Raw genomic sequence first — 16,242 nt, 5'->3', positions numbered from 1 at the left:
CGCTCTGTTGAAAGCTGTTGGTCTCGTTAGCCGGTGCAGCATTGCAGGCGCAAGCGCGCCGGCTGGTTAAGAGGACAAACGATCAGGGCGCAGACGCCAGCGGCGCTGCGGTGGCCGAAGCTGCCGGAACGGCGGGCACAGCAGCCGGCAGATGCGCGATCGCGGTATCCAGCGCTTTCGACTCAAGGTCTCCCAGCGCTGCTTCCGCTGCCAGCAACTGGCGCGCATCGGCCACCCATTCGCGAAGCGCCGGGGTCTGCGGCAGGGCTTGCAGCGTGGTGACGGCCAGTTGCAGGTCGCCTTCCGCCATCGCCTCCTTCGCGGCGGCGAGCCGGGCTGACGCGTCCATCGGTTCCGCGCCACGCTCCTCCCGCACGGTCACAAGCCCGCCCAGAGTCGCCTTCAGCCGATCCCACCAGCCTGCCGGGGCTGCCGTCGGCTTGTCCGCGGCCAGTTGCAGCGCCTGAAGCCGCGCCGCCAGCGTCTGCCGCGTCTGCGGCGTGCGGGACCATGCCAGCAGCGCCCCCAGAGACGCCTGGTCAGACGCCTGATAACGCGCCACCAGCGCCGGCTCCAGAGGCGTCAACGGGCGGCCCGCTTCCACCATGCGCCGCGTGACGGCCATCAGGTAGAGATCGCGGAGGCGGCCATCCTCCTGCTCCATTTGCGACAATGTGCGGGACTGTTCGGCGGCGAAGGCGTCGATCCGCCCCGCCTGCCCTGCCAGTTGCGATTCCAGCGCAGTCAGCCGGTTGCCCACAGTCTCTATCGCGGCGCTGTCTTGCGGCGCTTGCGGCACCACCGGCAGCGCCGGGTTGCGCGCCAGCAACTCCAGCTGCGTCACCCGGTCCAGCAGCGAACTCACCCGGGGATCGGGCAACGGGGTCACGTCGGATCGAAGTTCCTCGGGCAGATGCGCCCTCGCCTGCCGCTCGAACCAGGGGCTGCCGATCAGCCCCAGCGCGAAGGCCAGCAGGATCGCGGCCGTGATCCACGGCCAGATCGGGCGGGCGCGGCGCGGCGTTTCGCCGCCACGGGGTGCAAGTTCCGCATCGCGAGAGGCGCGAAGTCCGGCCTCCCGCGACGCAAGGCTGCGCGCGGCCAGCCGGTCCAGTTCGTCCAAGGGGCTATCTGCCATGGCCGCTGCCTTGCCACAGAGCCTGCGCCGCTGCCAGTGCCGCATCGAGCGTGGGCACGGCGGCGATGCCGATGCCGCCCCATCCCCCGCCCGCCGCTTCTGCGACGGCGGCGCTGAAGCAGACGATCCGCTGCCCCTGCGGTTCGACCCCGGCGGCTTCTGCCAGCGCGCGGAAATGCCGCGCCGTCCGCGCGGAAAACAGCAGCGTGGCGAACAGCTCACCCGACAACGCATTCACCGCCGCTGGCGGCAAGGCCGACACCAGCCGCGCGGCATAGACCGGCACGCGAACCAGCCGCACCGCATCGGCAATGTCGAGCGGCGCAGTGTCTGCCCCGGCCAGATGCAGGATCTCGCGCCGCCCATCCCGCGCCATGGCCGCCAGAATCGCGCTGCCGTCGCCCAGCCCCTCGCCCGCCAGCCGGAAGCCCGCCGACACCGCTGCCGCCGCCGTCCGCTGGCCCACCGCATAGGCGGGAATATCCAGCAACACAGGCGCACGGCGCGCGGCCAGACCGGGCGCGCGGGCACTGGTGAACAGGATCGCATCCGGCCACCCCGGCGGAACGGTCCATTCCAGCGGTTCGATCTGCAACAGCGGTGCAGCGACAGCCTCGAATCCGGCGGCGCTCGCGGCCGCCATGGTTGTCGCCATCTCCTCGGCGGGTCGCGTCAGCAGCAGCAGAGGCCGGGTCAAGCCGCAGCCTGTTCCAGCGAAGCGAGGATCGCGGGTGTCGCGCGCGCCATCAGTTGCGCCGCCAGAGCCAGCCCCAGTTCGCGCGGATCGCCCGATCCGCTGCTGCTGGCCACAATCCTGTCGCGGCCGTCCGGGCTGAACAAGTCCGCGCGCAGCTGCATCACATCGCCGGGCACGGCATGGGCGGCGACGGCGGTGTGGCAGCTGCCGCCCAGCCCTTCCAGCACCGCCCGCTCCGCCCGCAACGCGGCGAAGCTGGGGGCGTGGTTCACCATCGTCAGCAGCGCGGCGACATCCGTATCGCCTGCGCGGCACGTCATCCCCACGATGCCTTGCGCGGCCGCGGGCAGCCATTCGTCCAGCGGCAGCCCTGCGCCCGCCTCAATCCCCAGCCGGTCCAGCCCGGCAGCGGCAAGGAAGGTCGCCGCGACTCGCCCATCCGCAATGGCCTGAAGCCGCGTCGCCACGTTTCCGCGCAGGCTGACCACCTGCAAATCGGGGCGTTGATGCAACAGCTGCGCCACCCGGCGCGGGCTGGAGGTGCCGATCACCGCACCTGCTGGCAGGTCCGCAAGCGTGGCCGCGCCGATCAGCCGGTCGCGCGGATCGGCGCGGGGCAGCACGGCCGCCAGCGCGATGCCCGGCGCCAGCCGTGTCTCCACATCCTTCATCGAATGCACCGCCAGATCGATCTCGCCCTCGATCAGCGCGCGGTCCAGCTCCTTGGTCCACAGCGCCTTGCCGCCGATCTCGGCCAGCGGCCGGTCCTGCACCCGGTCCCCCATGGTCTGCACGGGGATGATCTGCACGTCGTGCGCACCGGCCCCGGCCAGTGCCGCAGCCACGAGATTCGCTTGGGCCAGCGCCAGCGGAGAGCCGCGCGTGCCCAGCCTGAGAGGAGAATTTGATGTCACCGTGCCCTTCTGCCCGCTCCCCCGCCAAACGGGCAAGCTGCGAATTGGCCGGGAATGAGGGCGCTTTGTCAACAAACAGGCTTGAATTACAGCCCGGCTTCATGCAAGGCGCGAAAACTTCGTGCCGAATGCTGCAAATGCTGCTGTTCGTTACGGGTTTGCGGCCGCAAGGTGCCTCTCTTGGGTTCGTCCCCATGGCCTGCAATAACTTGGGTCTAGTGCCCGATCAGGAGGTCAGAATGAACAAGGCTCTCACCATCGCTGCTGTCGCCAGCCTCGCCGTCCTCGCCGCTTGCGGCGAAAAGAAGCCGGCCGACGCCACGGCTGATGCCGCTGCCGACACCGCCGCTGCCGCCGACGCCACCGTCGATGCTGCTGCTGCCACGGTCGACGCTGCTGCCGACACCACTGCCGCTGCTGCCACCGACGCTGCTGCCGCCACCACCGACGCTGCTGCCGGTGCGACCGCTGCTGCTGCCGACGCCACCGCTGCTGCGGCTGGTTCGGTTGAAGCCGCTGCCGGTGCGGTGCAAGAAAAGGCTGCTGAAATCGCCAAGTAAGCGATTTCGCATCCAGCGAATCGAAGGGGTCGCAGCCGTCAGGCTGCGGCCCTTTTTCGTTTTGGGCGTGGTGCGCGCGGATGGGCCGGCCGGCAGCCAAGCTGCCGAGTCCGGCTGGGTTTTCAGAACCAGAAAGTAAGAGCACGGCAGAGCCGTGCCGTCGGACGGGTTCGTCGGGCTGATGCCCTCCGCCCCGCCGGCCGTGACTGCGGCGAGTCCGCGAGTTAGCGCTTTGCGCTAATCGCGGCCGCCTTCGTCAAATCTCCACCTGACTCCCAAGCTCCACCACCCGGTTCGTCGGCAGCTTGAAGAACTCCATCGCGCTTTCCGCGTTGCGCAGCATCCATGCGAACAGCTTTTCCCGCCAGATCGCCATGCCGGGCCGCTCAGACGGCAGCAGCGTCTGCCGTGCAAGGAAGAAGCTGGTGTCCATCATCTTGATCTGCGGGCCGCAATTTTCCACCAGCTTCAGCACGGCGGGCACGTCGGGCTGCTGCATGAAGCCATAGCGCAGGATCATGCGATAGAAATTCTCGCCCAGATCCAGCACCTCCACCCTGTCTTCCAGATCGACGAAGGGCACTTCGTCGATCACCACCGTCAGGATCAGGATTCGATCGTGCAGCACCTTATTGTGCTTCAGATTGTGCAGCAGCGCATGCGGCACCCCCTGCGGCGTGGAGGTCATGAACACCGCCGTGCCCGGAACCCGCGTGGCTGTGCGCGCGGCGGATTTGATGAACACCTCCATCGGCATGGCCGATTCGGTCAGCCTGTCGTTCATCAGTTGCCGCCCGCGTGCCCATGTCGTGAGCAGCACGAAGGTGATGATCGCCACCAGCAGCGGGAACCAGCCGCCATCCGGAATCTTCAGCAGGTTGGAGGCGAAATAAGCCCCGTCGATGATCAGGAACGCGCCCACGATCACGCCAGCCAAGATGCGGTTCCACTTCCAGATGGAAAGGATCAGCACCGCCATCATGCAGGTGGTGATGAACATCGTGCCCGTCACCGCGATGCCATAAGCGGCGGCAAGGTTGGAGGAGCTTTCGAAGCCGATCACCAGCATCAGCACCATCGCCAGCAGGATCCAGTTCATGAACGGGATGTAGACCTGCCCCTGCGTGCTGGCGGAGGTATGCTCGATGCGCAGGCGCGGCATATAGCCCAGCTGCACCGCCTGCCGCGCAACCGAGAATGCGCCGGAAATCACCGCCTGACTGGCGATGACGGTGGCCATCGTCGCCAGCACCACCATGGGCAGGCGCAGGTTTTCAGGCGCCAGCAGATAGAAGGGGTTGGTAATGGATTGCGGGCTGCCCAACAGCAGCGCGCCCTGCCCCAGATAGTTCAGCATCAGCGCGGGCAGCACGATCCACAGCCATGAAAAGGCGATGGGGCGACGGCCGAAATGCCCCATGTCGGCATAAAGCGCTTCCGTGCCCGTCACCGCCAGCACCACCGATCCCAGCGCCAGAAAGCCCAGCTTCGGATCGTCCACGAAGAAGGTGAAGGCATGATAGGGCGACAGCGCCCAGAGGATTTCCGGCCGCTCGAGGATGCTCATCGCGCCCAGCACCGCCAGCACGATGAAGTAGAACAAGGTGATCGGCCCGAACAGCGCCCCCACCCGGCTGGTGCCGACGGACTGGATCATGAACAGGGCGATGATGATCCCCACCGAAATGGGCAGCACCAGCGGCTGCAGCCCGGCCTCCACCGTCGTCAGCCCTTCCACGGCAGACAGAACAGAGATGGCAGGCGTGATGATGCAATCGCCGAAGAACAGCGCGGTGGCGAGAATCGCCATCAGAGAGACCGGCCGCATCCACCCCTTGCCATGGCTCTGGCGGGAGATCAGCGCGTAAAGCGCCAGCGAGCCGCCCTCCCCCCGGTTGTCCGCGCGCAGGATGATGAACACATATTTGAAGGTGACGACCAGCATCATCGACCAGAAGATCAGGCTGATCACGCCCATCACGTGCAACTGATCCACCGTCAGCGGATGGTGGCCGATGAAGCTTTCCTTCAGCGCATAGAGCGGCGAGGTGCCGATATCGCCGAACACCACGCCCAGCGCGCCCAAAATCAGCTTGGGTAGGCCATCCTGCGAATGGCCGTGCGAGCCGGCTTCGCCGGTCGCGGAGCCAGAGGAACTCAACGAAGCCGCCGTCGGAACCCGGCCTCAGCGGCCGGTTCGATGGCAGGGCAATGGCAGACCAGCTTCATGCAGTCCCCGCATCTGGAAGCCCCTGCAACAGGGTCTTATCCGGCCGCGCGCTAGCACCGTTTCGCGGGCGCAGCAACGGGGTCACGCATAGGCGTAAGGGCCGCCCTTCTCCAGCGCGCGGACGAAGGCCGGGCGGGCCTGAAATCGTGTCGCCCAGGCGTCCATCGCCGGGTAGCGGCTCCGCAGCCCGAACACGCGAGCGATATCCGCCACGAAGCTCAGCTGGATGTCCGCGCCCGTCAGCCCGTCTCCCACCAGCCAGTCACGGCCGGACAGCTCCGATTCGATCCAGCCCAGATGGCGGGCGATCTCACTGTCGATTCGCGGCTTCAGCGGCGCGCCCGCCTCGCCCAGCCGTCCCACATACAATTGCAGCATCAGCGGCAGCATCGCCGAGCCTTCGGCATAGTGCAGCCACATGATGTAGCGATCATAATCCGCTGTCCCTTCGGCCGGGGCCAGCCGCCCGCCGCCCAGCCTGCGGATCAGCGTTTCGATGATCGCGCCCGATTCGGTGAGGATCTGCCCATCCAGCTCCACCACCGGGGATTTGCCCAGCGGGTGCACGGCTTCCAGTTCGGGCGGGGCGAGGTTGGTGACGGGATCGCGGCTGTAGCGCCGGATTTCATAAGGAAGTTCAAGCTCTTCCAGCAGCCAGAGAATCCGCTGCGACCGGCTGTTGTTCAGATGATGGACGATGATCATGGCCCGATCTCCCTCCGCTTCAGGTGCCCGGCGATCCCTCCCCGTCGGGCGGAACCGGCATCATAGCCTGCCCCACCCCCATGTCCCGCATTCTGTGGGCGGCGGCAATCTGCCGATCCAGCAGGGAAACCCATGGCGCATCGTCCGCGCTGCGGGCGCGAAGTTCCCCCCATGTTTTCAGCGCATTGTCCACGTCGCCGGATTGCAGCCATGCAAGGCCCAGGAAATAGGCGGGCGCGGGATGATCCGGCGCCAGCCGGGCGGCACGGTCAAACGCCAGCCGCGCGGCGGGCACGACCTCTCCGTCGGCGTGCGCCACCAGCGCCACCCCCATCTGCACCCACAGGTCCGCGTTGCCGGGAATGGCTTCCAGCCCGCTCTGCATCGCGGACACCGCCGATTCCGTGCGCCCGGTGCGAATCAATGCGTCTGACAATGTCAGCCATGCGCGCACGTCGCCGAAATTGTTCAGCAATTCCTTCGAGGCCTGCTCGGCCTCCGGCGTCAGGTCCGGGTGCGGCGCGCTGCGTTCAGATGGCGCGGATTTCAGCCCCGGACTGCCGACGACCATATAGCCGCCGAAACCCAGCAGCAGCACCAGCGCGACGGGCAGGATGGTTTTCCAGTTCATCGGCGGAACCTGCGCGCCACCAGCGCCACGCCGATGCCCAGAAACAGCAGGGGCGCGGCCCACAACAGCGCGGTATCCTCGCGCGCGGGCGGCACGAAGCTCACCCAGTCGCCATAGCGCTCCACGAAGAAGGCGCGCACGGCCTCCGGCTCCTCGCCCGCAGCGATCCGCTCGCGCACTTCCATCCGCATCGCCTGCGCCTGCGCGGCATTGGAATCGGCGATGGACTGGTTCTGGCAGGTCAGGCAGCGCAATTCCGCCATCACTGCCTTCGCCCGCTGCTCCTGCACCGGGTTGCTCAGCGGCACGTCCGGCGGCGTCGGCGGTTCGGCCAGCACCGGGGAGGCGATCAGCAGCAAGGCGATGGCGAACGCCTTCATTTCGCCTTCTCCAACTCGGCCATCAGCAGATCGACATGTTCGGCACGGATTTCGCCCAGATGCTGGTAACGGATCACGCCCTGCGCATCGACGACATAGGTTTCCGGCACGCCAGAGGCGCCAAAGGCCAGCATCATCCGCCCGCCCGGATCCTGCCCGATGCGGGTGAAGGGGTTGCCATGGCGGGCCAGAAAGCCCGCCACATCGGCGGGTTCATCACGCAGGGCGATGCCATGGATGGTCGCGCCGCGATCTTTCAGCGCCTGCAATTGCGGAGCCTCCACCGCGCAGGGCAGGCACCAGCTGGCGAAAATGTTCACCAGCACCGGACCGCCGCCCTTCAAATCCACCAGCGCCAGCCCCGGCGCGCCCGCCACGCCCTCCAGCGCGAATTCCGCCAGCGGCTTGCCCACCATGTGGCTTTTGATCACCTGCTGCTGCGGCGCGCCCAGATGGTTCGCCATCAGCGCCACCAACCCTGCGAACAGTAGCAGCGGCAGCAGCCAGATCAGCCTTTTGCCCTTCACGCCACCGCCTCCTGCGCCACCGTCCGCACCCGGCTCGGCAGCCGCAGCTTGCCGCCCAGCGCCAGCAGCCCGCCGAATGCCATCAGCAGCCCGCCCCACCAGATCAGCCGCACCAGCGGCTTTACCCATAAATGAATCTGCCAGCGCCCGCTACCATCTGGCTTGCCCAGCACGGAATAGAGTTCACCGCCCCACCAACCCGCGCGCCCGGCCTCGGTGGTTTCCTGCGGCGGCGCGACGAACATGCGCGATTGCGGCTTCAGCGTCGCGACAGGCCGCCCGTTTCGCTGCACGTCCAGCGTGGCTTCAATCGCAGTCCAGTTCGGCCCGGCCACCGGGCGCACATCCTTCAGCTCCGCGCGCCACGGCCCCATCTCGATGGCGTCCCCTACTCGCATCGCCACCAGCGCCTCCTGCTGCAACGCACCAGACGCGGTGGCCCCAAGGATCGACACGGCGACGCCCAGATGCGCCACTGCCATCCCGGCGATGTTCAGCGTCACGCCCCGGCGCAGCAGGATGGAGAGGCTCGCCACCCCCAGCCACGCTGCCGCCGCAAAGCCCAGCAGCGCACCGATCCCGCGAATGCCGAACAGCAGCAGCGCCAGAATGACGATGCCCGTCGCCGCAACACCGGCGGGCAGCAGCCGTGCGGCCAGATGCCCGGTGCCGCTGCGCCGCCAGCCCAGCCATGGCGCAATCCCCATCAGCACGGCGGCCACGAACAGCATCGGCAGCGTGGTGCGGTTGAAATAGGGCGGCCCCACGGAAATCTGTGCGCCGCCCGCCGCCTCCAGCGCCATCGGATACAGCGTGCCCACCAGCACCACCCCCAGCATCGCCGACATCAGCAGATTGTTGGCGACAAGCGCGGATTCGCGGCTGACCAGCGCGAACTGCCGCCCCTCCGCCACGCGCCCCGCCGCCAGCGCATAAATGGTCAGCGCGCCGCCGATATACAGCGCCATCAACAGCATCAGGAACAGCCCGCGCGTGGGATCGACAGCGAAGGCATGCACAGAAGTAAGCAGGCCGGAGCGGACGATGAAGGTGCCCATCATCGACAGCGAAAAGGCCGCCACCGCCAGCAGCAGCGTCCACGCCCGCAGCGCGTCGCGCTTCATCACCACGGCGATGGAATGCAGCAGCGCCGTCGCCGCCAGCCACGGCATCAGCGCGGCGTTTTCCACCGGATCCCAGAACCACCAGCCGCCCCAGCCCAGTTCATAATAGGCCCAGAAGCTGCCCAGCGCGATGCCCAGTGTCAGCAGCGCCCATGCGCCCGCCACCCAGGGCCGCGTCGCCCGCGCCCATGCCGGGCCAACGGCATTTTCCAGCATCCCCGCCACGGCAAAGGCAAAGGCCACCGAAAGCCCGACATAGCCCGCGTACAGCAGCGGCGGATGGAAGGCGAGGCCGGGGTCCTGCAACAGCGGGTTCAGCCCCTGCCCTTCCGTGGGTGCAGGCACCAGCCGCTCGAACGGGTTGGAGGCGAGCAGCAGGAAGGCGAAAAAGCCCAGAGAGACAAAGGCCTGCACCGAGAGCACGCGAACACGGAACCGCTCCCCCAGCGCAGTCGGCACCAGCGCGACCGCCGCGCCTGCCAGCGCCATCACCAGCACCCACAGCAGCAAAGAGCCTTCATGATTGGCCCACACGCCGGTGAAGCGATACAGGTCCGGCTTCTGGCTGTGGCTGTTTGCGGCCACCAGCTTCACCGAGAAATCCGACACCCAGAAGGCCCAAGTCAGCGCCGCGAACGCGCCCAGCGTCAACAGCGCCTGCGCCAGCGCGGCGGGGCGGGCGAGCGCTGCCAGCGCTTCATCCCGTTTCCACAGCCCGATGGAGGGCGCGGCCGCCTGCAACAGGGCGAAAGACGCCGCCAGCCACAGGGCCAGATGCCCGAGTTCCGGGATCATGTCGGGCGACCTGCGCCCATCGGATGGCCGTTCTTTTCCAGCGCCTTGGCGACTTCGGGCGGCATGTAATTCTCGTCATGCTTGGCCAGCAGTTCGCGCGCCACGAAATGGCCGCTGGCATCGAAGCTGCCGGTGGCGATCACGCCCTGATTTTCCCGGAACAGGTCCGGCACGATGCCGCGATAGCTGACAGGCGTATCCGCCTTCATGTCCGTCACGGTGAAATTCAGCACCAGCCCGTCGGCCGAACGCCCGACGGACCCGGCCTTCACCAGCCCGCCCAGCCGGATGGTCTGCCCCGGCGCGGGCGGTTCGGCGGCGATATCGGACGGGGCCTTGAAATAGGCCGCCGTATCCTGAAGCGCGAAAATGGCGACGATGCCCGCCGCCACCATCACCGCCAACGCGGCCAGCGCCAGCACCAGCCGCTGCTGCTTGGGCTTGGCGACGGCCATCAGCGCTTCTCCTCCACCGCGCGTTCGGCGCGGCGCATCCGCCACAGGGACCAGACAAGGAACCCGCCCAGCAAGGCGATGGTGATGCCATAAGCGGCGGCGATGAACGGAAAATGCGGCATTTGGCTTGGCCCCTTATCCGGCTCGCGCGGCGCGGCGCATCGCCCGCATCTCAAGCCGCTGCTCGGCGATCAGCGTGCGCATCCGCACCAGCACCAGCCCCGCGAACAGCAGCAGGAACCCCAGCGCAGAGAGCAGCAGCGGTTGCAGCATGTCCGGGTGGATCGAACTGCCAGACAGGCGGATGGACGCGGGCTGGTGCAGGGTGTTCCACTTTTCGACGCTGAACTTGATGATCGGCAGATTAAGGGTGCCGACGATGGCCAGATAGCCCGCCATCTTCAGCCCGCGCGCCTTGTCGTCATGCGAATGGATCAGCGCGATCACCCCCAGATAGAGCAGGAACAGCACCAGCATCGAGGTCAGCCGACCATCCCACACCCACCATGTGCCCCATGTGGGGCGGCCCCAGATGGAGCCGGTGATCAGGCAGATCGCCGCGAACAGCGCCCCCACCGGCGCAATGGCCCGCACAGACAGCGCCGCCAGCGGATGCTTCCACACCATGGCTGCCAGCGCCGCAAGCGCCATGCCCAGATAGCCGCCCATCGCGAACCATGCCGACGGCACATGGATATAAAGGATGCGGACGGTCTCACCCTGAAGATAATCGGGCGGCGCAAAAAACAACCCGCGCCAAATCCCTACGGTCATGAAAGCCAGCCCAAGCACCAGCAGCCACGGCGTCAGCGCGGTCGCGAAGCGCTGAAATCGCAACGGATTGGCAAGGGCGTGAAGATCGGGGGCAGCCATAGCAGGGATCGGCCCTAGCACGGGGAATCGCAAGCCGACACCCCTCTCAGCCTCTCGAAGCCCGCAGCGCCGCCCCGCCCGCAAAGGGCGCGACCGCCGCCAGCATCATCGCCGTCGCCGCCGCCAGCCCCAACGCCCCCGGCTCCGTCGGGCTACTGCCGAACAACAGCATCGGAATCGCAAGCGGCAGCACCAGCAGCGCCACCAGCCCCGCCCCGCCGCGCGCGCCAAGGGTGACAGACCCGGCAATCACCGCCAGCGCAGACAGGCCGAGCGCCCCCGCCAGCAGCCCCGCCAGCAACGGCGGCAGCATCGGCAACGGCATCCCCAGCATCAGCGCCGCCAGCGGCGCGGCCAGCAGCAGCGGGCCGCCGAACCCCAGCCACAGCGCCACCAGCCGCGCCGCCGCCAGCGTTTCTGCGGCAATTCCGCGCACCATCAACTGATCCAGCGTGCCGTCCGCCGAATCGAGCGCGAACAAGGTGGACACCGGGATCAGGCTGGCCAGCAGCGCCCCCACCCACAATATCCCCGGTGCCAGCCGCGCCAGCAGCGCGACATCCGGGCCAATCGCGAAGGGCAACAGCAACGCCACCAGCAAAAAGAAGGCCAGCGGCATCAGCCACTCGCCCGGCCGCCCGGCCATCAGCGCCAGATCGCGCCGGATCAGCGCCAGCAGCAGCTTCACTTGCGGAACAGCGAATCCGCCGCCGAACGAAAGGCGCTCGCCGAGTCGCGCTTGGCCCGCGTGCGCGCCGCCTCCGCCTCCAGCAGGGCGATGCGTTCGGCCAGTTCATCAACAGACAGCCGGTCCAGATCCTCGCGCATCAGCTGCGCCAATGGGCTTTCGGGCCGCTTCGAGAGAAAATCGTCCACATCCATGCCTGCCTCCTTGCGGCCTCTCTTGCACTTTCGCCATTCCGCCAGCAACGGTTGCAGCATGACCTTGCCCACAACGATGCGCGCGATCGATCCCGCCCAGCCCGGCGGCCCCGATGTTCTTCAGGTGGTGGAGCGGCCCGTTCCCACCCCCGGCCCTGGCGAAGTGCTGATCCGCGTGCATGCGGCGGGCGTGAACCGCCCGGACGTGCTGCAACGCATGGGCCGCTACCCGGTGCCGCCCGGCGCTTCCACCATTTTGGGCCTTGAAGCCGCGGGCGAAGTGGTGGCGCTGGGCGAAGGCACAAGCGGAATCGAGATCGGCGATCCTGTCACCGCGCTGGTGCCCGGCGGGGCCTATGCCGATTATGTCGCCGCGCCCGCGGGCCAGTGCCTGCCGGTGCCGCCCGGCATGCGCTTCGCCGAAGCCGCGACGCTGCCGGAAACATGGTTCACCGTCTGGGCGAACCTGCACGATCTCGCCCATTGCCAGACGTGCGAATCGCTGCTGGTGCATGGCGGCACCTCCGGCATCGGCGTCACGGCCATCGATTTCGCCCGGCTGCGCGGGCTGGACATCATCGTGACCTGCGGCACAGACGCCAAGTGCAAGGCCGCGCTGGAGATCGGGGCGACCCACGCCATCAACTACCGCGACGGCGATTTCGCCCCCATCGTGCGCGAACTGACGGGCGGGCGCGGCGTGGACGTGGTGCTGGATATGGTGGGCGGCGAGTATTTCCCGCGCAACCTCGCCTCGCTGAAAGAAGGTGGGCGGCATGTCTCCATCGCCTTCCAGAAGGGCGGACGGTTGGAACTGGACATCGCCTTCGTGATGCGCCGCCGCCTGCATGTCACAGGCTCCCTGCTGCGCCCGCGCAGCGTGGAGGAAAAAGCCAGTATCGCCGAGGCGCTGAAGGCGGAAATCTGGCCGCATTTCTCAGACGGAACGCTGGGCGCGCACCTGTTCAAGGAGTTTCCGCTGGAACAGGCGGACGACGCGCACCGGCTGATGGAAGCGGGCGGCCATGTCGGCAAGATCGCCCTCACCCTCACCTCTGCGGGAGGTTGACGTAGCGGTAGCCCCGAGCGTCTATCTCAGCCATGCGTCACGCCTCTGTCATCAAACAGGAACTCGCAGCCCTTGGCGCGGAAACCGAAGTCGGTTTTCGCGCAGGCCCCGCTGCGACCGCCCGAATCCGCGAACTCGCCGCAGAGCTGGAGGGCATGAACCCCACGCCCGAACCGGCGCGCGCGGCCAGCCTGCTGCGCGGGCGCTGGCGGCTGCTCTATTCCAACTTCGAACTGCAACGGCGCACCACATTGGCGCAGCTCTCCACCCGCCTGCTGCCCGCAGACCCGGTGGAGGTGGTGGAACTGTACAATGAAGTCGATCCCCGCACCGGGATTTACGACAATGTGATCAACATCCTGTTCGACGATGGCACCCCCGGCATGGTGGTGATGTGCGGCCGTTACGAGGCGGAGGACGATCAGACGATCGACATCCGCTATTCCGACGCGCTGCTGATCGGCCCCGGCGCGCCCGTGCGGATTCCCTCCACCACTGCCCGCGTGTCCTCGCTGAGGACCGAAGTCACCTATCTGGACGATGGCTTCCGGCTGGTGCGCGGCGCTTATGGCAGCCTCTATGTGCTGGAACGGCTGGACCCAAGCCCGATGCTGTGGAGCCGGGACAGCTGATTGACCCCCTGAGATTGCTCAGGTCACAGCAGCAGCCGCCCATGCCTATTCCGGTTCGGTGCCCCCCAAGTGCGGGCCTGACGGGAGATGATCATGAGCGACAAGCCAGACGGCATTGGCCGGGAAGTTCTCTATGAAGTGGTCGACGGACATATCGGCCTCGTAAAGCTGAACCGGCCCGACAAGCGCAACGCTGTGAACGGCGATCTGGCCGCCGCATTGGACTGGCTGGTGAAGCACACCGAAGCCGATCCGGACATCCGCGTGGTGATTCTGGCCTCCACCTCCGACGGGGCCTTCTGCGCGGGCGCGGACCTCTCCGAAATTTCCAAGGGGCGCGGCGCGGCGCTTTCCACGCCGGACGGCGGCTTTGGCGGCCTTGCCCGTGCGAAGCGGGAAAAGCCGTGGATCGCCGCCGTGGCGGCTCCCGCACTGGCGGGCGGCTGCGAGCTGGCGCTCAGCTGCGACCTGATCGTGGCATCCGACAACAGCCGATTCGGCCTGCCCGAAGTGAAGCGCGGCCTGTTCGCAGGCGCGGGCGGGGTGTTCCGCCTCACGCGCCGCCTGCCGGCGGCCATCGCCTATGAACTGGTGGCGACGGGCGATCCCATCGACGCGCCGCGCGCTTATCAGCTGGGCCTCATCAATCGCCTGACCACGGCCGACAAGGTGCTGGACGAGGCCGTCGCGCTGGCGAAGGCGATCAGCGTGAACGCCCCGCTGTCGGTGCGCGAATCGCTGAAGGTCTCGCGGCAGAGCTTTGATCTGCCCGAAGAAGAGCTGTGGAAGATCTCCAACAAGACCTCGGCGCTGGTGTTCAGTTCCGAGGATGCAAAGGAAGGCCCCGTGGCCTTTCTGGAAAAGCGCGCGCCGGTCTGGAAGGGCCGCTGACGAACGGGAAAGCGCCGGGCAGGAAAGGGCCGGCAACCCCGGCCCTTTTCATTGCGCCACCTGCGCCTATATCCCCCACCTCGCACCGGCAAGGAGGAGGGATATGAATCACAAGCGCGGAAAAGCCCGGAACCGCCGGGCGGGCTGCAAGTTGTGCAAGCCGTGGAAAGTGAACGGCTTTCGCACCGAGCGGAAGGATGGCGAGAAGTTCAGCGATCACCGGCGGCGCATGGCCGCGCAGGCTCAGCCGACAAACCCGGCTTAAGCGGCCGGATCGACGCCCGGTTCCAGCAGCCGGTGCAGGTGCACCACCACATATTTCATCTGCGCGTCATCAACCGTGCGCTGGGCTTCCCCGCGCCAGGCCGCTTCGGCGGCGGCATAATCCGGGAAAATCCCCACGATATGCAGCGCGGACGGATCTTCGAAATCATGGCCGCGCGGATCTTTCACCCGGCCGCCGAATACGAGGTGCAGCTTGCTCATGCGGCGGCCTCTAGGGCACGGAATTCCTCGGTCAAGGCCGTGAGTGTGGATTGCAGCCATGCGTCGAACGCCGGGCCTTCCCACGCGCGATGGTCTCCGCTGGCATATGCCAGGGCATTTCGGTGATAGATCAGCGCGTTCATCCGGTTCGCCACCCAGTTGTTGGCCATGCGGATCACCTTCGCCGGGCTGCCGACCACGATGGAATTGGGCGGCACGATGGTGCCGTCCTTCACATAGGCATGCTGCCCCACGATCGAATTGTCACCGATGTAAGAGCCGCCGTAGATGGTGGCGTTGATCCCCACCAGCACATTGTTGCCGATGGCGGAGCCGTGGATGGTGGCGTGATGGGTGATGGAACAATGCGTGCCGATCCGCACCGGGCGGCCCGGATCGGTGTGGATCATCACGAAATCCTGCACATTGGTGTAGGCCCCGATTTCCACATGCGCGGCTTCGGACCGCACCACGGCGTTGCACCAGATGGAGCTGCCTTCATCCATCCGCACCTTGCCATAGATCAGCGCGCTGGGATGGACGAAGGCGGCGGCCGCAAGATCGAGTTCGCTGTTCCCGCTCATAATTCCCCCGCTTCGATTCCGGGAGGTTATTTGGCCTTCTTCATGAAGTCCACCAGCGCGTCGAAGCCGTTCTTTTCGATATAGGCCTTGAAGTCGGCTTCCTGCGTCAGCGCGATGTTCACGCCGTTCACGGTGATGTTCGTCACCTGCGGTTTCCCGGTTGTTTTCACCTGCCAGATCGCCTCGATGGGCTTGCCGCCCTTCGGATCGGTGATCCGTGTGAACACATCCACTTCGCCCCGGCTGCCGCGCGGCAGCGTGCGCACCACCGTCACCTTTGCGGCTGCGAAGTCATACAGCCGGTCGGAATAGGTGTTCACCACGAAATCCGGCAGCGCCGCGCGATAGGCGTTCACCTGCGCATCCGTCAGCTTGATGGGGCTGTTCGGCGCGCGATAGGTGCGGATCAGCCGAAGGCCAGTGCCATCCACATCGAAGTTCGCGCGCAGCAACGCACGGAATTTCGTGCGCGACTGGTCTTTCGAGAGGCTCTTGTCCTGAAGCACGGCCAAAGCCTGCCCGGTGAGGTCGGCAATGAAATCAGCCGCTGTCTTCTGCTGCGCCGGGGTCGCCGGGCCGCTGGGCGCGGCCTGCGCGAACGCGGGCGACGCCACGGCCACGGGCGCGGCGACAGCAAGCAGGATCGCAAGGGTAAAGCGCTTCAATTTC

At 67.0% G+C, this 16,242-nt stretch carries 22 protein-coding genes; 5 read left to right on the top strand and 17 right to left on the bottom strand.

Going from position 1 to position 16,242, the window contains the following annotated elements:
- Positions 1-82: 82 nt before the first annotated feature.
- From FJQ54_RS02260 to hemC, 3 genes are read right to left on the bottom strand one after another with little or no spacing between them, the layout of a single operon-like run.
- Positions 83-1,138, bottom strand: a complete 1,056-nt coding sequence (locus FJQ54_RS02260; RefSeq protein ID WP_140926717.1) for a hypothetical protein — start codon at positions 1,136-1,138, stop codon at positions 83-85.
- Positions 1,128-1,835 carry a uroporphyrinogen-III synthase gene (locus FJQ54_RS02255; protein WP_140926716.1) on the bottom strand — a complete coding sequence of 236 codons (708 nt, stop codon included), beginning with the start codon at positions 1,833-1,835 and terminating at the stop codon, positions 1,128-1,130. Before FJQ54_RS02255 ends, FJQ54_RS02260 begins: the two co-directional genes overlap by 11 nt.
- The gene (gene hemC, locus FJQ54_RS02250) at positions 1,832-2,749 is read right to left on the bottom strand and encodes a hydroxymethylbilane synthase (RefSeq protein WP_140926714.1); all 918 of its coding nucleotides are present in this window, start codon (positions 2,747-2,749) and stop codon (positions 1,832-1,834) included. Before hemC ends, FJQ54_RS02255 begins: the two co-directional genes overlap by 4 nt.
- A gap of 239 nt (positions 2,750-2,988) precedes the next feature.
- Between hemC and FJQ54_RS02245 the strand changes: the two genes are divergently transcribed.
- A complete protein-coding gene (locus FJQ54_RS02245; RefSeq protein ID WP_140926713.1) occupies positions 2,989-3,309 on the top strand; it encodes a hypothetical protein in 321 nt (106 codons plus the stop codon).
- 256 nt (positions 3,310-3,565) lie between these two features.
- Here the strand turns inward: FJQ54_RS02245 and FJQ54_RS02240 are convergent, their stop codons facing one another.
- The 11 genes from FJQ54_RS02240 to FJQ54_RS02190 form a co-directional block, all read right to left on the bottom strand.
- Positions 3,566-5,470 (bottom strand): potassium transporter Kup, encoded by a 1,905-nt coding sequence (locus tag FJQ54_RS02240; RefSeq protein ID WP_408006010.1) that lies wholly within the window; start codon positions 5,468-5,470, stop codon positions 3,566-3,568.
- 150 nt (positions 5,471-5,620) lie between these two features.
- On the bottom strand, positions 5,621-6,244 hold the full coding sequence (locus FJQ54_RS02235) for a glutathione S-transferase family protein (RefSeq protein WP_140926712.1): 624 nt from the start codon (positions 6,242-6,244) through the stop codon (positions 5,621-5,623).
- Positions 6,245-6,263: 19 nt separating this feature from the next.
- The gene (locus FJQ54_RS02230; protein WP_140926711.1) at positions 6,264-6,875 is read right to left on the bottom strand and encodes a tetratricopeptide repeat protein; all 612 of its coding nucleotides are present in this window, start codon (positions 6,873-6,875) and stop codon (positions 6,264-6,266) included.
- On the bottom strand, positions 6,872-7,255 hold the full coding sequence (locus FJQ54_RS02225; RefSeq protein ID WP_140926710.1) for a cytochrome c-type biogenesis protein: 384 nt from the start codon (positions 7,253-7,255) through the stop codon (positions 6,872-6,874). Before FJQ54_RS02225 ends, FJQ54_RS02230 begins: the two co-directional genes overlap by 4 nt.
- Positions 7,252-7,782 (bottom strand): redoxin family protein, encoded by a 531-nt coding sequence (locus FJQ54_RS02220; RefSeq protein WP_235890282.1) that lies wholly within the window; start codon positions 7,780-7,782, stop codon positions 7,252-7,254. The genes FJQ54_RS02225 and FJQ54_RS02220 overlap by 4 nt, the downstream gene beginning before the upstream one ends.
- On the bottom strand, positions 7,779-9,701 hold the full coding sequence (locus tag FJQ54_RS02215; protein ID WP_140926709.1) for a heme lyase CcmF/NrfE family subunit: 1,923 nt from the start codon (positions 9,699-9,701) through the stop codon (positions 7,779-7,781). The genes FJQ54_RS02220 and FJQ54_RS02215 overlap by 4 nt, the downstream gene beginning before the upstream one ends.
- Positions 9,698-10,156: a cytochrome c maturation protein CcmE gene (gene ccmE / locus FJQ54_RS02210; RefSeq protein WP_140926708.1), complete on the bottom strand. Its 459-nt coding sequence runs from the start codon at positions 10,154-10,156 to the stop codon at positions 9,698-9,700. Before ccmE ends, FJQ54_RS02215 begins: the two co-directional genes overlap by 4 nt.
- The gene (gene ccmD, locus FJQ54_RS02205; protein WP_140926707.1) at positions 10,156-10,278 is read right to left on the bottom strand and encodes a heme exporter protein CcmD; all 123 of its coding nucleotides are present in this window, start codon (positions 10,276-10,278) and stop codon (positions 10,156-10,158) included. Before ccmD ends, ccmE begins: the two co-directional genes overlap by 1 nt.
- A 13-nt stretch (positions 10,279-10,291) precedes the next feature.
- The gene (ccmC, locus tag FJQ54_RS02200) at positions 10,292-11,029 is read right to left on the bottom strand and encodes a heme ABC transporter permease CcmC (protein ID WP_140926705.1); all 738 of its coding nucleotides are present in this window, start codon (positions 11,027-11,029) and stop codon (positions 10,292-10,294) included.
- Between the two features lie 46 nt (positions 11,030-11,075).
- Entirely contained in the window at positions 11,076-11,717 is a 642-nt protein-coding gene (locus tag FJQ54_RS02195; protein WP_268920553.1) for a heme exporter protein CcmB, read from the bottom strand.
- Positions 11,714-11,911, bottom strand: a complete 198-nt coding sequence (locus FJQ54_RS02190) for a DUF1192 domain-containing protein (protein WP_140926703.1) — start codon at positions 11,909-11,911, stop codon at positions 11,714-11,716. The genes FJQ54_RS02195 and FJQ54_RS02190 overlap by 4 nt, the downstream gene beginning before the upstream one ends.
- A 58-nt stretch (positions 11,912-11,969) precedes the next feature.
- Here FJQ54_RS02190 and FJQ54_RS02185 point away from each other — a divergent pair, with 58 nt between their 5' ends.
- The 4 genes from FJQ54_RS02185 to FJQ54_RS17370 all read left to right on the top strand — a co-directional run bounded on the left by FJQ54_RS02185 (position 11,970) and on the right by FJQ54_RS17370 (position 14,768).
- Positions 11,970-12,980, top strand: a complete 1,011-nt coding sequence (locus tag FJQ54_RS02185) for an NAD(P)H-quinone oxidoreductase (protein WP_140926701.1) — start codon at positions 11,970-11,972, stop codon at positions 12,978-12,980.
- Between the two features lie 32 nt (positions 12,981-13,012).
- Positions 13,013-13,612: a PAP/fibrillin family protein gene (locus FJQ54_RS02180; protein ID WP_140926700.1), complete on the top strand. Its 600-nt coding sequence runs from the start codon at positions 13,013-13,015 to the stop codon at positions 13,610-13,612.
- Positions 13,613-13,705: 93 nt separating this feature from the next.
- On the top strand, positions 13,706-14,503 hold the full coding sequence (locus FJQ54_RS02175; protein WP_140926698.1) for an enoyl-CoA hydratase-related protein: 798 nt from the start codon (positions 13,706-13,708) through the stop codon (positions 14,501-14,503).
- 103 nt (positions 14,504-14,606) lie between these two features.
- Positions 14,607-14,768 (top strand): hypothetical protein, encoded by a 162-nt coding sequence (locus tag FJQ54_RS17370; protein WP_181159946.1) that lies wholly within the window; start codon positions 14,607-14,609, stop codon positions 14,766-14,768.
- Here the strand turns inward: FJQ54_RS17370 and FJQ54_RS02170 are convergent.
- Genes FJQ54_RS02170 through FJQ54_RS02160 form a run of 3 tightly spaced genes read right to left on the bottom strand, consistent with a single transcriptional unit; the run spans position 14,765 to position 16,238 of the window.
- On the bottom strand, positions 14,765-14,989 hold the full coding sequence (locus FJQ54_RS02170) for a DUF4170 domain-containing protein (RefSeq protein ID WP_140926696.1): 225 nt from the start codon (positions 14,987-14,989) through the stop codon (positions 14,765-14,767). The genes FJQ54_RS17370 and FJQ54_RS02170 overlap by 4 nt on opposite strands.
- On the bottom strand, positions 14,986-15,573 hold the full coding sequence (locus tag FJQ54_RS02165; protein ID WP_140926694.1) for a gamma carbonic anhydrase family protein: 588 nt from the start codon (positions 15,571-15,573) through the stop codon (positions 14,986-14,988). Before FJQ54_RS02165 ends, FJQ54_RS02170 begins: the two co-directional genes overlap by 4 nt.
- 26 nt (positions 15,574-15,599) lie before the next feature.
- On the bottom strand, positions 15,600-16,238 hold the full coding sequence (locus FJQ54_RS02160; protein ID WP_181159945.1) for an MlaC/ttg2D family ABC transporter substrate-binding protein: 639 nt from the start codon (positions 16,236-16,238) through the stop codon (positions 15,600-15,602).
- Positions 16,239-16,242: the final 4 nt, after the last annotated feature.

Source organism: Sandaracinobacter neustonicus, assembly GCF_006385875.1.
In the GTDB taxonomy this organism is placed as follows: Bacteria; Pseudomonadota; Alphaproteobacteria; order Sphingomonadales; family Sphingomonadaceae; genus Sandaracinobacteroides; species Sandaracinobacteroides neustonicus.
Note: the sequence above shows the minus strand (reverse complement) of the source record. Positions and strands in the feature narration are given on the sequence as shown.